The organism is Ancylobacter polymorphus, from assembly GCF_030813495.1.
GTDB lineage: Bacteria > Pseudomonadota > Alphaproteobacteria > Rhizobiales > Xanthobacteraceae > Ancylobacter > Ancylobacter polymorphus.
Genome location: NZ_JAUSUI010000011.1, coordinates 38,589 through 51,747, shown reverse-complemented (window position 1 = coordinate 51,747; position 13,159 = coordinate 38,589). Strand labels below are relative to the sequence as shown.

At 68.4% G+C, this 13,159-nt stretch carries 11 protein-coding genes; 9 read left to right on the top strand and 2 right to left on the bottom strand.

All coding sequences use genetic code 11. The annotated features are described in order from the left end of the window. Positions 1-39 precede the first annotated feature (39 nt). The 5 genes from J2S75_RS20530 (at position 40) to J2S75_RS20510 (ending at position 4,023) form a co-directional block, all read left to right on the top strand. Positions 40-1,101 (top strand): rhamnan synthesis F family protein, encoded by a 1,062-nt coding sequence (locus tag J2S75_RS20530; protein ID WP_307022790.1) that lies wholly within the window; start codon positions 40-42, stop codon positions 1,099-1,101. Positions 1,102-1,172: 71 nt separating this feature from the next. Next, complete coding sequence (locus J2S75_RS20525; protein WP_307022788.1) at positions 1,173-1,742, top strand: hypothetical protein; 570 nt, start codon at positions 1,173-1,175, stop codon at positions 1,740-1,742. A gap of 151 nt (positions 1,743-1,893) precedes the next feature. After that, positions 1,894-2,097 (top strand): hypothetical protein, encoded by a 204-nt coding sequence (locus tag J2S75_RS20520; protein WP_307022786.1) that lies wholly within the window; start codon positions 1,894-1,896, stop codon positions 2,095-2,097. 182 nt (positions 2,098-2,279) lie between these two features. Continuing rightward, a complete protein-coding gene (locus tag J2S75_RS20515) occupies positions 2,280-3,200 on the top strand; it encodes an alpha/beta hydrolase family protein (RefSeq protein ID WP_307022784.1) in 921 nt (306 codons plus the stop codon). A 67-nt stretch (positions 3,201-3,267) separates the two neighbouring features. Continuing rightward, a complete protein-coding gene (locus J2S75_RS20510; protein WP_307022781.1) occupies positions 3,268-4,023 on the top strand; it encodes a DUF2243 domain-containing protein in 756 nt (251 codons plus the stop codon). A gap of 19 nt (positions 4,024-4,042) precedes the next feature. On the opposite strand, the gene J2S75_RS20505 is transcribed toward J2S75_RS20510, so the two are convergent. Further along, on the bottom strand, positions 4,043-5,401 hold the full coding sequence (locus J2S75_RS20505; protein ID WP_307022779.1) for a phosphohexomutase domain-containing protein: 1,359 nt from the start codon (positions 5,399-5,401) through the stop codon (positions 4,043-4,045). 181 nt (positions 5,402-5,582) lie between these two features. Here J2S75_RS20505 and J2S75_RS20500 point away from each other — a divergent pair, with 181 nt between their 5' ends. Further along, positions 5,583-7,025, top strand: a complete 1,443-nt coding sequence (locus tag J2S75_RS20500) for a mannose-1-phosphate guanylyltransferase/mannose-6-phosphate isomerase (protein WP_307022777.1) — start codon at positions 5,583-5,585, stop codon at positions 7,023-7,025. A 17-nt stretch (positions 7,026-7,042) separates the two neighbouring features. Here the strand turns inward: J2S75_RS20500 and atzF are convergent, their stop codons facing one another. Next, positions 7,043-8,809 (bottom strand): allophanate hydrolase, encoded by a 1,767-nt coding sequence (atzF, locus tag J2S75_RS20495; RefSeq protein WP_307022775.1) that lies wholly within the window; start codon positions 8,807-8,809, stop codon positions 7,043-7,045. Positions 8,810-9,518: 709 nt separating this feature from the next. Between atzF and J2S75_RS20490 the strand changes: the two genes are divergently transcribed. The 3 genes from J2S75_RS20490 to J2S75_RS20480 all read left to right on the top strand — a co-directional run bounded on the left by J2S75_RS20490 (position 9,519) and on the right by J2S75_RS20480 (position 13,154). Beyond that, positions 9,519-10,622 carry an ABC transporter ATP-binding protein gene (locus J2S75_RS20490; protein ID WP_307022773.1) on the top strand — a complete coding sequence of 368 codons (1,104 nt, stop codon included), beginning with the start codon at positions 9,519-9,521 and terminating at the stop codon, positions 10,620-10,622. A gap of 61 nt (positions 10,623-10,683) precedes the next feature. Further along, the gene (locus tag J2S75_RS20485; protein ID WP_307022772.1) at positions 10,684-11,730 is read left to right on the top strand and encodes an ABC transporter substrate-binding protein; all 1,047 of its coding nucleotides are present in this window, start codon (positions 10,684-10,686) and stop codon (positions 11,728-11,730) included. Between the two features lie 167 nt (positions 11,731-11,897). Further along, entirely contained in the window at positions 11,898-13,154 is a 1,257-nt protein-coding gene (locus J2S75_RS20480) for an ABC transporter permease (protein ID WP_307022770.1), read from the top strand. Positions 13,155-13,159 lie beyond the last annotated feature (5 nt).

The following is a 13,159-nucleotide window of genomic DNA, read 5'->3' as shown; positions in this document are numbered from 1 at the left end:
TGGAGAACACGCCGACGTGAGCCCCAAGACGGAAGATTCATGAAGATCCGGTTCGGCAAGACCTATGTGTATCTGGCTGAATACCGGATGCCGATCCTGCGCGCCCAACTCACCCGCAGGTTCGGTCTCGAATCCACGCCGGTCATTGTGCCCGGCGAACGGCATCATCCCGGCAATGTGCATGCTGTTTTCCTCATCTGGCAGCCGCAGGCGACCGCCTGGTATGTGACCAACGCGCTGGAAGCGCTGGCCGAGGCGGGGATCAATGTGACCCTGGTGGTCAATCACCCGCTCAGCGAGGCGCGGCTGGCGGAGCTGAGGCCCTTTGCCGACCGGATCATGCTGCGCGACAATTCCGGCCGCGACATGGGAGGCTACCGCGACGCCATCCTGTCCTTTGCCGGGCGGGAGCCGGAGCGGCTGCTGCTAATGAACGACAGCGTCTATTACTTCCGCACCGGTCTGGCCGAGATGGTGCAGAGGCTCGCCACCTCCCCCTGCGATGTCTGTGCGGCGTATGAGAACTGGGAATATCATCACCATTTCCAGTCCTTCTGCTATTCGATTTCGCGCTACATGCTGGAGCAGCCGGCGTTCCAGCAGTTCTGGCGCGATTATCTTCCGGTGAATGCCCGGCCCTGGGCCATCGAAAAGGGCGAGGTCGGCAGTTCGCGCCTTATGGTGAGCCTCGCCCGCTCCAGCGAGGTTCTGTTCAACCCGGTCAAGCTGCGCGAGGCGCTGGCCGACGTTGATTCCATGGGCCTGCAGGATCTCTTCGGCCATCTGCCGATCGACCTGCGGCCGGACCCCGGTGGGCCGCGGCTGCGGCAGGAAACCGTAATGCGCCAGCTGACGGATGCGGTCGTCGCCCGCTCGCAGATCCACAGCGGCGGTTTTCTCTACCGCCGCTTCCTCGGGGCGCCGCTGATCAAGCGCGATATTCTGTTCCGCCAGCAGTACCATCTGCATGAGATCGAGAGCTTGCTGAACATCATCGGCGCGGAAGGCCACACGGCCGACATCATCACCGAAATGCGCGCCAAGGGCATCGGCTTCCATCTGCGCGGCCGGGCGCGCCAGCGCTTTCTGCTCGACCTCTAACGCCACCGCCCCGCCGGAGATCGGCAAAACGTTCTCTAGCCATGGCGCCGCGGGGCGCCGATATGGAGGGAATGGTGCCTCCCGTTCCACCCCCCACGCCGCCTTCCCTGTCGCACTCCCGCCGCGCGCGTGCCGGCGCCGCGCGCCGCGCCTCTCCGCTCTGGCGGGTTCTCGGCTTTCTTTTCCGCCTGCTCTGCACGCCGCTGATCCTGCTCGACGAGCTGGTGCGTCCGCTCTACCGGCCGCTCATTGCCCGCCTTGCCGCGCTCCGGATCATGCACGCTTTCGAGCGCTGGATCGCGGCCCGCTCGGTGTCGACGATTCTGGTGCTTCTGGTCGTTCCCTATGTCACCATTGAGCCGCTTAAAATCGTCGCGCTGGTGTGGATCGCCGATGGCTGGGCCAGGGCCGGCACCGTACTTTTCCTGCTCGCCTATCTCGTCAGCTTCGTCATAATCGAGCGCATCTATTCCGCCGGCCGAGCCAAGCTGATGACGGTGGCCTGGATGGCATGGGTGATCGTCACCCTCTCCGGCCTGCGCGACCGGGTCGTGACGGCGCTGCGGCTCGATCGCCTCAAGACCGCGCTGCGCCGCCGTGTGCGCGAGGTGCGGCGCTCGCTGGCGCGGCTGTGGCGCTGAGGGTGGGGAACGTCATCCCAAGGGATGGGGTCGACCACATTCAATGGTGATCCGGCTAAGCGCAGGCGTGATAGAGGCCGGCTGGGCGCGGGCCTACCCTTTCCTGGTCATCGGCACCGCATGGAGCGGGCCGGAAATCAGGAGAACCGCCATGAACAAGTTCCTCACCCTCGCCGTTCTGTCCACCACGCTCGTGCTCGGCGCCGTCTCGGCCGAAGCGGCGGCCACCCGTCCGGCGGCCGCTTCCGCCCAGACGGTGGTCGAAGGCCGCAACATGACCGAGAGCTTCGCCGCCCAGAACGGCGCCGCCGCGATCCGCGAGCAGGCCGAAGGCAATATGCGCTCCACCCACTGAGCGGGGCGCGCCGCTACTGATACCGTCGGCCCGGTCCCTGACCGGGCCGAACGCTTTTCCCTCCCCGTGGCGCGCCGTCATTGAGATTGCCTTCGGGGGCCGTCGGCCAGCTATACTGTCCCAAAATCGGGGGCGGCAGTGAACCGTCCACCTGCTGCCTGGGGGGGCCGGGAGACAGGAGCATGGACGGCAGAAAACCCGAGGCGGTGGCGATCACCTGCCAGGACGGTGTGAGGCTTGGCGGGCACATCTGGGCGGCGGCGCCCGGCCCGGTGCAGGGCGCGGTGGTGATCAATCCCGCCACAGGCGTCGCGGCGCGTTACTATCATCGCTATGCCCGCTTTCTCGCCGGCCATGGATTCGAGGTGCTCACCTTCGATTATCGCGGCATCGGACTGTCGCGGCCGGCGCGGCTGCGCGGCTGCCCCTACCGCTGGCGCGACTGGGGCGAGCGCGATGTCGACGCGGCGCTGGGCTTTCTGGTGGCGCGCACGGAGGCGCCGCTCATGGTCGTCGGTCATTCCATTGGCGGCTTCCTGCCCGGTCTGGCCGAGAATGGTGCGCGGATCGCGCGGCTGCTCACCATGGGCGCGCAATATGCGTGGTGGGGCGATTACGCGCCGCGTCAGCGCGCCGGCCTGTTCCTGAAATGGCATGTCGCCATGCCGGCGCTCACCGCCCTGTGCGGCTATTTTCCCGGCAAGCGGCTGGGCTGGCTGGAGGATCTGCCGGCCGGCGTCGCCCATGAATGGAGCTTTCGCGGGCCGCGTTTCGAGACCAGCCATCCGCCGGCCGCGCGAGAAGAGGTGCGCGCCCGCATGGCGTCGGTGCGCGCCGAGATCCTCGCCGTGGCGATGAGCGACGATCCGCTCGGCACCGTCCCGGCGCTCTCCCGCACGCTCGGCTACTACACCGGCGCCCGGCGCACGCTGATCGGCCTTGCCCCCGATGATTACGGAAGGGAGGCGATCGGGCATTTCAGCCTGTTCCATGACAGCCACGCCGAAGGCTTCTGGCGCGATACGCTCGCCTTCCTGCACGAGGGGCGCAATCCGTGGCCGGAGCATGTGGTGAAAACCTGGCCGGAGCGCCCCTGTCGCTGAGCCCGCGCGGCATGCGGCGGGAACGTCGTCAGCCGCTCGGGGTTGAGACCGGAAAGGGAGGCGCGCCATGGGGTCATCACCCCTTCCGCGCTGGGGCGCCGTGCTCGGCTTTGCCCTGGGCGGGTTCTTCGACGGCATTCTGCTGCACCAGATTCTGCAATGGCATCACCTGCTCAGCCTGGTGCCGGGAATGGACAATCTGCGTCTTCAGGTTCTGTGGGACGGCTATTTTCATGCCCTCATGTATGGCCTTGCCGTCCTGGCGCTGGTCGGCCTGTGGCGGGCGCACCGGCGCGGCGCGCGAACGGCCGGGGCCGCGCTCGCCGCCGCCCTGCTCATCGGCTTCGGCCTGTGGCACCTTGTCGATAGCGTGCTCTCGCATTGGCTGCTCGGCATCCACCGCATCCGGGTGGACAGCCCCGACCCGCTGTTCTGGGACCTCGTCTGGTTCTTCGGCTTCGGGGTGGCGCCGCTGCTGCTCGCGGGCTGGCTGCTGCGGGGGAATGGAGAGGGAGGGCGCATGGCCGGGCGGCTCGCTCTGGTCGCGCTGACTTTTGGCACGCTCGGCGCCGCCGCATGGTCGCTGCGCCCGCCGGGCGATCAGCCCTTTTCCACCGTCGTCTTCCGGCCGGGCCTCGCGCCGGCGCAGGTGGCGCAGGCGCTGGCGCGGCATGAGGCGCGGCTCGTCTGGGCCGATCCGGCGATGGGCGTGGTCGTGGTCGAGGCGCCGCCGGGGCGCGCGCTCCGCCTTTATGCCGAGGGGGCGTGGCTGGTCGGCGGCGCGGGGCTGCCCGCCGGCTGCCTCGGCTGGAGCCGGGTGTAAGCCGCCGGGCTGCGGGGGCTCACCCCCTGATCAGGGTGGTGATCTCGGCCACACGCTGCGCCACCAATTCGGGCGCGCCCTTGGCCTCCACATTCAGCCGCAGCAGCGGCTCGGTATTGGAACGGCGCAGATTGAGCCGCCAGTTGCCGAAATCCAGTGAGAGCCCGTCGGTCTCATCGCGCGCCGGGCTGAGTTCGGCGAAGGCCGCTTCCACGCGCGCCACCGCGCCGGCGGGATCGTCGAGGCGGAAATTGATCTCGCCGGAGGAGGGAAAGGCCGCCATGCGCGCCGAGACGAGGTCGCTCAGCTTTTGCCCGCTGCGCCCCATAAGTTCCGCCACCAGCAACCAGGGGATCATGCCGGAATCGCAGCACATGAAGTCGCGGAAATAGTGGTGCGCCGACATTTCCCCGCCATAGACCGCGCCGGTGTCGCGCAGCGCCTGCTTGAGGAAGGCGTGGCCGGTGCGCGCCTGCACCGCCCGCCCGCCCGCCTGCGCCACCTGGTTCTGCGTGTTCCAGATCACGCGGGGATCATGAACGATGGTGGCGCCCTTCTCCTTGGCGAGAAATACCTGCGCCAGAAGGCCGACAATGTATTCGCCGGGAATGAAGCGGCCGGTCTCGTCGAACAGGAAGCAGCGGTCGAAATCCCCGTCCCAGGCGACGCCCATATCGGCGCCCGCCGCCACCACCGCCTGCGATGTCACCGGCTGGTTCTCGGTGAGCAGCGGGTTGGGAATGCCGTTGGGAAAGCGCCCGTCGGGCTGATGGTGCAGGCGGATGAAGGTGAGCGGCGCTCCGCGCGCTTCCAGTTCGCCGGCCAGCGCATCGAAGGTCGGCCCCGCCGCGCCGTTGCCGGCATTGACGAGAATGCTGAGCGGGCGCAGCGCGCACGTGTCGACAAAGGAGAGCACGCGCTGCACATAGGCGGCGCGGGCGCCTTGCGCCGGCGTGAGGCTTCCGCCCGGCAGGTCCGGCAGGTCGGGCCCCTCCGCCAGTGCCTGGATCGCGGCCAGCCCGGTTGCGGTATCGAGCGGGGCAGAGCCGGCGCGCACCAGCTTCATGCCGTTATAGTCCATCGGGTTGTGCGAGGCCGTCACTTCAATGCCGCCATCGGCGTCGAGATCGGTCACGGCGGCGTACATCTCCTCGGTGCCGCACAGGCCGAGATCGAGCACCTCGACCCCTCCCGCCACCAGCCCCGCGCTGCAGGCCGCCGCCAGCGCTTCCGAGGAGGCGCGGCAGTCGCGGCCGATCACCACCCGCTTCGCCCCGAGACCCTCGGCGAAGGCGCGGCCGATGCGGCGGGCGATCGCCTCGTTCAGCTCCTCGCCGAGCCGGCCGCGAATGTCGTACGCCTTGAAGCAGGTGAGCATGGCCGGGCCTTTCCTGAGCGCGGGCGCGGAGGAGCCGGGCGCGCCAGCGCGGCGATACGGATTCTGGGGGAAGAGATCAAGGTGCTTGCGCCGCCTTGCCTTTCCGCCGTGCCCCGCCCACACTTCGCGCCTCGGCACGGCCCACCGCGCCCACAGGGCGCACTGCGACATTCAAGGCTCCATGGCTCATCTCTATCCCGTTCTTCTCTGCGGCGGCTCCGGCACGCGCCTGTGGCCGCTGTCGCGCAAGAGTTTTCCCAAGCAGTTCGTTACCCTTGGCGAAGGTGAGACGCTGTTTCAGGCCGCCGCCCGGCGCCTTTCCGGGCCGGATGTGCGCCCGCCGGTCATCGTCACCAATGCCGATTTCCGCTTCATCGTCACCGAACAGCTGGCCGAAGCCGGCATTCCGGCCGGCGCGGTGCTGATCGAGCCGAGCGCGCGCAACACCGCACCGGCCATTCTCGCCGCCGTGCAGTATCTGGCGGCACGCGACCCGCAGGCGCTCCTCCTCGTCATGCCGTCCGACCAGGTGGTGCCGGACAGCGCCGCCTTTTCCGAGGCGGTGCGCGCCGGCCTGCCGGCGGCGGAAGCGGGGCGCATCGTCACTTTCGGCATCCGCCCGACCCGGCCGGAAACCGGCTATGGCTGGCTGGAACTCGCCCATGCCCCGGAGGGCGCCACGCCCGCGCCGGTGCCGCTGCGCCGCTTTGTGGAAAAGCCCGATGCGGCGCGCGCCGCCGCCCTGCTCGCCGACGGGCATTATCTCTGGAACGCCGGCATCTTCCTGTTCTCGGTGGAGACCGCGCTGAAGGCGTTCGAGGCCCATGCCCCCGCCATGCTTGCCCCGGTGCGGCAGGCGCTGGAGGAGGCGGCCAGCGACCTCGATTTCCTCCGCCTGGCCCCGGAGCCATGGCAGAAGGCGGAAGACATCTCCATCGACTATGCCATCATGGAGCGCTCGGATAATCTTGACGTGGTGCCCTTCGGCGGCGACTGGTCGGATCTCGGCGACTGGGCCTCTGTCATGCGCGAGGGCGAGGCGGATGCCGCCAATGTCGTCGCCCATGGCCCCGTCACCGCCATAGACTGCGCCGATTCGCTGCTGCGCTCGGAGGCGGAAGGGCTGGAACTGGTCGGCATCGGGCTAAAGGACATGCTCGTCGTCGCCATGCCGGACGCCGTGCTGGTGGCGGATCGCTCGCGCTCGCAGGAAGTGAAGCAGGCGGTGACGGCGCTGAAAGCGCGCGGCGCGCGGCAGGCCGAGCATTTTCCCAGGGATCACCGGCCCTGGGGCTGGTTCGAGACGCTGGCGCTGGGCGAGCGCTTCCAGGTCAAGCGCATCGTCGTCCATCCCGGCGCGGCGCTGTCGCTGCAGAGCCATTATCACCGCTCCGAGCACTGGGTCGTCGTCTCCGGCACCGCCCGCGTCACCATTGACGGCACGCCGCAGCTGCTCACCGAGAACCAGTCGGTCTACATTCCCTTGGGCGCGGTTCACCGCATGGAGAACCCCGGAAAGGTGCCGATGGTGCTGATCGAGGTGCAGACCGGCACCTATCTCGGCGAGGACGACATCATCCGCTACGAGGATGTCTATGCCCGCGGGCAGGGCGCCAAGGGATAGAACGCGCAGCGGTGCCGCTACGCCTCCGCCAGCGCCGCGCGCCAGCCGCCGCTGGCGGTGATGTCGCGCGCGTCCCTGAGCCCGTGCGGCTCGCACAGGAAGCCCTTCACCGTGCTTCCATCCTCCAGTTCCACCGTGCCGATGACGAGCGGGGCGGGGATGCCGGCGAGAAAATCGCCCAGCGCGGTGCGCGGGAGCGCCCATATTTCCAGCGCGATCGCCGCGCCGCCTTCGGTGGCGCGGTGCAGCCCCGGCCGCGCCGGCGGGCCGCCGGGCAGGGCGAAGAGCCGGTAATGCGGCGCTGTGCGCGCCGGACGCAGCAGGCGGCCGTTGCGTGCGGTCAGTTCGCCATTGAGCGGCAGGCCGGCCATGTGGGCGCCGCAGACGGCGAGGGCGATCTCGTCGCTCGTCGGCGCATGGACGGGGGCATCGGCCGGGAGCGGCACCGCCGCGCCTCCGCGCTCGACCCGCAGCGCCAGGGCGGCGGCGCGCCCATCCTCCCCCTTGCGCGCCAATAGGGTGAGGCTGCCCGGCCGGCCGTCGGCGCGTGGCCCGGTCGGCACGGCAATGCCGCAGAGATCGAGCAGATTGACGAAATTAGTGTAGGTGCCGAGCCGGCTGTTCGGCCCGAACGGGTCGGCGGCAATCTCCTCCCGCGTGACGAAGCAGGGAATGGTCGGCACGCAGAGGACATCCGCGCCCTCCAGCGCCTGGGCGCAGACCCGCCGCAATTCCTGCAGCCGGTACAGGCCGTTGAAAGCATCGACGGCCGAGAGGGCAAGCCCCGGCGCGAGGATGGCGCGCGTGACCTCATGCAGGGTTTCTGGCGCGGTGATGAGCCGGCTTCCTACCGCCGCCACGCGCTCGGCGACCCAAGGGCCGGAATAGAGCAGCTCCGCCACGGCGTAGAAGGGCGAGAGGTCTATCGCGCGCACCCGCGCCCCTTGGGCGCGCAGCCGCTCAACCGTGGCGTGGAAATGCGCCGCCTGCGCGGTGTCGCCGAAGGTGCGCAGACTGGCCGCATCGGGCACCGCCACGGTCACCGCCTCTGGCAGGGATGCGAGGCGCGGCGGCGGCAGAGGACGCGACCAGGCATCGGCGGGATCGACGCCGGCGGTGAGCGTGAACAGCTCCCATGCCTCGGCGACGCTCTGGGCAAAGAGCGAGATGGTGTCGAGCGTGCGGCAGGCCGGCACCATGCCGGCGGAGGACAGCGCGCCGAGGCTCGGCTTCAGCCCGACAATATCGTTGAGCGCCGCCGGCACCCGGCCGGAGCCGGCGGTGTCGGTGCCGAGACTGAACCCCACCAGACCCTGCGCCACCGCCACCGCCGAGCCGGAGGAGGAGCCGCCGGGCACCAGCGCCGGGTCGATGGCGTTGCGCGGCACCGGATAGGGCGTGCGTACCCCCACAAGCCCGGTGGCGAACTGGTCGAGATTGGTCTTGCCGAGGCAGATCGCGCCCAAGGCACGCAGCCGCGCGACGACGAAGGCGTCGGCCGTCGCGTCATAGGCGAAATCGGGGCAGGCGGCGGTGGTCGGCATTCCGGCCACGTCGATATTGTCCTTCACCGCAAAGGGAATGCCCCAGAGCGGTCGCCCGTCCGGCGCTCCCAGCGCCCTTGCCTCGGCCAATGCCTGCGCGCGCGCCTCGTGCAGGAAGATTCCGGGATCGCCCAGCGCGTCGAGCCGGCGGAACGCTTCCACGATCACCGCTTCCGGTTGCAGTCCCCGCGCATAGGCGGCGCGCAGCCCGGCAAGGGTGAAGGCGAGATCACGCGGCATAGGCTGGTCCCCGGAAGAGAGAGGGCGTCATAATAGGCAGAGCGCTTCTCATCGCCAAGCCCGTAAGCAGATTAGGTGGTATTGTATACATGAGAGGCGCGATAGGAGCGCGGTGCGTGCTTTCGGCCGCGGGGGTGCCTTGCCACCCCTGCGGTCCGGCCATTCACCCCGTGGGGCGACGTGAACGCGCCGGAAAAGGCTCATTCTTCATCGCGGCCCGCCGCCGGCTTAGGCGAAGGTCGCCTACGTTCAGCCAGCATGACGACTCGGGCATGCGCCCCGCCGGGCTCATGCACCCGGCATTCCATGCCGGATGCTGCACCCGCCGGGGCGGAAGGTGTTTAAAGACCGACCTTTCGTCGCCTGCCGGGTTAAGCGACGGCTGCAAAAGAGGCGTGCCTAATTACGCATCAGTCGAAGCGTCCGCGCGCTGCCCGGCGGCGTCTTTCCCCCTTCCCCATCCCGGCTCCGCCGGCCGAGCGACGCGCTGCGGTGGGGCCGCCAGCCTATCTGACTGCCGCTGCGTCAAGCATGGCGAAGTCGCGCTAAGCAACGGGGAATAAAGCAAGAAATGTGTTTGGCCGCTTACGGCGTCCTTCCCCTTCCGCTTGGCACGACCTTTGCGGAAGCAGGGGGAGGCGGAAGCCCGGGCCGGCGATGGAAGGTCGCCGTTCCAGGCCGTTCCGCGCGGCTCGTCCGAGGAGGAAGCATGAAGCATGCGGTCAGCGCCAATGACAGTTTCGTCGAGTTCGCCGGCGTCCAGAAGAGCTATGACGGCGAAACGCTTGTCGTGAAGGACCTCAGCCTGCGCATCCGGCGCGGCGAGTTCCTCACCATGCTGGGCCCTTCCGGTTCGGGCAAGACGACGACGCTGATGATGCTCGCCGGTTTCGAGACGCCGACCTCCGGCGACATCATGCTCGACGGCGCCCGCATCGACGCGCTGCCGCCGGAGAAGCGCAATATCGGCATGGTGTTCCAGAACTACGCGCTGTTCCCGCATATGAGCGTGGCCCAGAATGTCGGCTATCCCCTGAAGGTGCGGGGCCGGCCGAAGGCGGAGATCGCCGACCGCGTCGCCAAGGCGCTCGATATGGTGCATCTCGGCAGCTTCGCCGCGCGCATGCCGGGCCAGCTGTCCGGCGGCCAGCAGCAGCGCGTCGCGCTGGCGCGGGCGCTGGTGTTCGAGCCCAAGCTGGTGCTGATGGACGAGCCGCTCGGCGCGCTCGACAAGCAGCTGCGCGAACACATGCAGATGGAAATCCGCCATCTGCACGAGCGGCTCGGCATCACCGTGGTTTATGTCACCCACGACCAGAGCGAGGCGCTGACCATGTCGGACCGCGTCGCTGTGTTCAATGCCGGCATCATCCAGCAGGTGGCGCCGCCCTCCGAACTCTATGAATACCCCGCCAATTCCTTCGTCGCCCAGTTCATCGGCGAGAACAACCGGCTGCCCGGCCGCATCGAGGCGGCCAATGGCGCGCTGTGCTCGGTGGTGCTCGCCAATGGCGATGTCGTCACCGCCACCCTGACCGAGGCGGCCGGGGTGGGCGAGAACTGCCTGCTCTCCATCCGGCCCGAGCGGGTGCAGATCGCCCCGGCCGGTGGTTCGCTCGACAATCATTTCGAGGCCGTGATCGCCGAGACGATCTATCTCGGCGACCATGTGCGCGTGCGCTGCGTGCTCGATGGCGGCGCCGAAATGGTCGTCAAGGTCGGCAATGTCGAGGACCGCCCGGTCCTCGCCGTCGGCTCCCGCATCCCGCTGGCATGGCGCGCGCAGGATTGCCGCGCCCTCGACGCGGCCTGAGACCTCAGCCCCCAGACTTTCGCCCCCAGACTTTCGCCCCCTAGACCCAAAGGGAATGACCATGCAGTTGAAGTCGCTGACGATGACCCTCTCCGCGCTCGCCCTCGCGGCGGCCTGCAGCACCGCCTTCGCGGCGGACGGCCTCACCATCACCTCATGGGGCGGCGCCTATCAGACCAGCCAGGACGAGGCCTATTACAAGCCCTACACCGCCAAGACCGGCACCAAGATCACCCAGGAAGAGTATAATGGCGAGGCGGCGCGCATCCGCGCCATGGTCGAATCCGGCAACACCACCTGGGATGCCGTCGATGTTGACGCCGCCACCGCGCAGCAGGGCTGCGACGAGGGGTTCCTGACGCCGATCGACTATTCCAAATTCGGCGGCGAGGGTGCCTTCGTGAAGGGCTCCACCTTCGAGTGCGGCATCCCGACCATCATCTATTCCACCATCTACGCCTATGACGCCGACAAGATTAAGGACGGCCCGAAGACCATTGCCGGCCTGTTCGACACCAAGACCTGGCCGGGCAAGCGCGCGCTGCAGAAGACCCCCTTCGGCAATCTCGAATTCGCGCTGATGGCGGATGGCGTGCCGGCCGACAAGGTCTATGAGACGCTGAAGACCAAGGAAGGCGTCGACCGTGCCTTCAAGAAGCTCGACACCATCAAGAAGGACATCGTCTGGTGGGAAGCCGGCGCCCAGCCGCCGCAGCTGCTCGCCTCCGGCGAAGTGGTGATGGCGACCGCCTGGAACGGCCGTATCTTCAACGCCAACAAGGTCGACAAGAAGAACTTCAAGATCGTCTGGGACGGCCAGCTGATGGACTATGACCTCTGGGCGATCCCCAAGGGCGTGAAGAACCTCGACGCGGTCTACAAGTTCATCCAGTTCGCCTCCAGCCCGGAGGCGCAGGCCGCGCAGACCAAGTACATCTCCTATGGCCCGGCGCTGCTCGCCGCCACGCCGCTGGTCGCGCCCGACATCCTCAAGGACCTGCCGACCGCGCCGGAGAACGCCAAGACCGCGCTCGCCAATGATCCGGTCTTCTGGGGCGACAACAAGGAAGAGCTGCTGAAGCGCTTCAACACCTGGATCGCCCAGTGACCCCGGGCGCGCCGGCGGCTAGCCGCCGCGCGTCCTGACCACACGCCCGCTCCTTTTGGGGGCGGGCGGAAGGCGGGCCGGGGCTCTCGGTGCCCCGGCCGCTCACCGACCGACCGCGCCGCCCTCCGGGGCAAGGCCGCGGCAGCAACCGAGGGGGATTTCTCGACATGGCCGTGGCCGCCCTTCCGGGCGAGGCCGGACCCGCTGGGGACCGCACCTCGCTCAAGACCAAGCTCCGGCGCGCCGAGCGGGTGAACCGCCTGCGCTCCTTCTCGCTCGTCGCTCCGCTGCTGCTGTTCGTGCTGGCGGTGTTCGCGCTGCCGATCGGGCTGATGCTGCTGCGCGCGGTGGAGAACACCGAGGTGCGCGAGACCATGCCCCGCACCATCGACGCGCTCGACGCGTGGGACGGGCGGGAGACGCCGGGCGAAGAGGTGTTCGCCGCCTTCGCCACCGATCTCGTGCAGACGCAGAAGGACCGCACCACCGCGCTGGTGGGCAAGCGCATCAATTACGAGGTACCGGGCGCCCGCTCGCGCTTCCTCAAGGCCGGCCGCCTCGTCGATGCCGGCGGCGGCGGGCCGTGGAAAGAGAAGTTCCTCGCCAGCGACGCCGAATGGGGATCGGTCGAGTTCTGGGCGATCATGAAGCGGGCGGGGCAGACGCTCACCCCCTATTATCTCCTCACCTCGGTCGACCTGCGGCAGGATGCCGGCGGGGCGGTGACGACGAATTTCGCCGACCAGTCCATCTTCATCGACATCTTCATCCGCACCCTCTCCATCAGCCTCGTGGTGACGCTGGCAACGCTCGTGCTCGGCTATCCCGTCGCGCATCTGCTGGCGATCCTGCCTCCTCGCCACGCCAATGTGCTGATGATCCTGGTGCTGCTGCCCTTCACCACCTCCATTCTGGTGCGCACCACGGCGTGGATCGTGCTCCTGCAGAGCAATGGCGTGCTCAACGACATCCTGCTGGCGCTGCACCTGACGACGGAGCGGGTGCAGCTGATCTTCAACCGCTTCGGCACGGTTCTGGCGATGACCCATATCCAGCTGCCCTTCACCATCCTGCCGATCTATTCGGTGATGAAGTCGATTCCGCCCTCGCATCTGCGCGCGGCGCGGTCTCTGGGCGCCGGGCCGCTCACCGCCTTCGTCTCGGTCTATGTGCCGCAGACCCTGCCCGGCGTCGGCGCCGGCTGCCTGCTCACCTTCATCCTGTCGCTCGGCTACTACATCACCCCGGCGCTGGTCGGCGGGCCGCAGGACCAGATGGTCAGCTATTTCGTCGCGCTCTACACCAACCGCGAGATGAACTGGGGCCAGGCCTCGGCGCTCGGCGGCATCCTGCTGATGATCACGCTGGTGCTCTATGCGGTGTTCAACCGCGTGGTCGGCATCGACAAGGTAAAGCTGGGTTGATCGAC

Excerpts from the sequence above, each read along its gene's own strand:
- J2S75_RS20530 (WP_307022790.1), top strand. The coding sequence starts at position 40 with ATGAAGATCCGGTTCGGCAAGACCTATGTGTATCTGGCTGAATACCGG.
- J2S75_RS20525 (WP_307022788.1), top strand. The coding sequence starts at position 1,173 with ATGGTGCCTCCCGTTCCACCCCCCACGCCGCCTTCCCTGTCGCACTCC.
- J2S75_RS20520 (WP_307022786.1), top strand. The coding sequence starts at position 1,894 with ATGAACAAGTTCCTCACCCTCGCCGTTCTGTCCACCACGCTCGTGCTC.
- J2S75_RS20515 (WP_307022784.1), top strand. The coding sequence starts at position 2,280 with ATGGACGGCAGAAAACCCGAGGCGGTGGCGATCACCTGCCAGGACGGT.
- J2S75_RS20510 (WP_307022781.1), top strand. The coding sequence starts at position 3,268 with ATGGGGTCATCACCCCTTCCGCGCTGGGGCGCCGTGCTCGGCTTTGCC.
- J2S75_RS20505 (WP_307022779.1), bottom strand. The coding sequence starts at position 5,401 with ATGCTCACCTGCTTCAAGGCGTACGACATTCGCGGCCGGCTCGGCGAG.
- J2S75_RS20500 (WP_307022777.1), top strand. The coding sequence starts at position 5,583 with ATGGCTCATCTCTATCCCGTTCTTCTCTGCGGCGGCTCCGGCACGCGC.
- atzF (WP_307022775.1), bottom strand. The coding sequence starts at position 8,809 with ATGCCGCGTGATCTCGCCTTCACCCTTGCCGGGCTGCGCGCCGCCTAT.
- J2S75_RS20490 (WP_307022773.1), top strand. The coding sequence starts at position 9,519 with ATGAAGCATGCGGTCAGCGCCAATGACAGTTTCGTCGAGTTCGCCGGC.
- J2S75_RS20485 (WP_307022772.1), top strand. The coding sequence starts at position 10,684 with ATGCAGTTGAAGTCGCTGACGATGACCCTCTCCGCGCTCGCCCTCGCG.
- J2S75_RS20480 (WP_307022770.1), top strand. The coding sequence starts at position 11,898 with ATGGCCGTGGCCGCCCTTCCGGGCGAGGCCGGACCCGCTGGGGACCGC.